The organism is Blautia caccae (assembly GCF_040095955.1).
GTDB lineage: Bacteria > Bacillota > Clostridia > Lachnospirales > Lachnospiraceae > Blautia > Blautia celeris.
In genome coordinates this window covers 1-823 of sequence record NZ_JBBMFP010000095.1, presented here as the reverse complement: position 1 = coordinate 823, position 823 = coordinate 1, and the positions used below count along the sequence as shown (strand labels likewise).

At 51.3% G+C, this 823-nt stretch carries 1 rRNA gene; it reads left to right on the top strand.

From position 1 onward, the window contains the following. A 23S ribosomal RNA gene (locus WMO65_RS26365) occupies positions 1 to 823 on the top strand; the annotation flags it as partial.

The window sequence follows — 823 nt, the reverse complement described above, 5'->3', positions numbered from 1 at the left end:
AAGACGCGGAGCCGTAGGGAAACCAAGTCTGAACAGGGCCAGAGTCAGTATGTGCAGACCCGAAACCGGGTGATCTATCCATGTCCAGGTTGAAGCTGCCGTAAGAGGTAGTGGAGGACCGAACGCACATCCGTTGAAAAGGGTGGCGATGAGGTGTGGATAGGGGAGAAATTCCAATCGAACCCGGAGATAGCTGGTTCTCCTCGAAATAGCTTTAGGGCTAGCCTCGGTATAGATTCATGGAGGTAGAGCACTGAATTTCCTAGGGGGCGTCAAAGCCTACCGAAGAATATCAAACTCCGAATGCCATCGAACCGATTACCGGGAGTCAGACTATACGAGATAAGTTGGATAGTCAAAAGGGAAAGAGCCCAGACCTCCAGCTAAGGTCCCAAAGTGCGTGTTAAGTGGAAAAGGATGTGGGATTTCAAAGACAACCAGGATGTTGGCTCAGAAGCAGCCATCCATTCAAAGAGTGCGTAATAGCTCACTGGTCGAGAGGTCCTGCGCCGAAAATGTCCGGGGCTGAAACACGACACCGAAGCTGAGGAATGACATAGTCATTGGTAGAGGAGCATTGAATGCGGGAAGAAGCAGTACCGTAAGGAGCTGTGGACTGCATTGAAGAGAGAATGCCGGAATGAGTAGCGAGAACAAGGTGGGAATCCTTGTGGCCGAATATCTAAGGTTTCCAGGGTAAAGCTGATCTGCCCTGGGTAAGTCGGGGCCTAAGGCGAGGTCGAAAGACGTAGCCGATGGACAACAGGTTGAGATTCCTGTACTGCGATATGACAGAACTGTGGGGACACGTGTGGAGAGCACA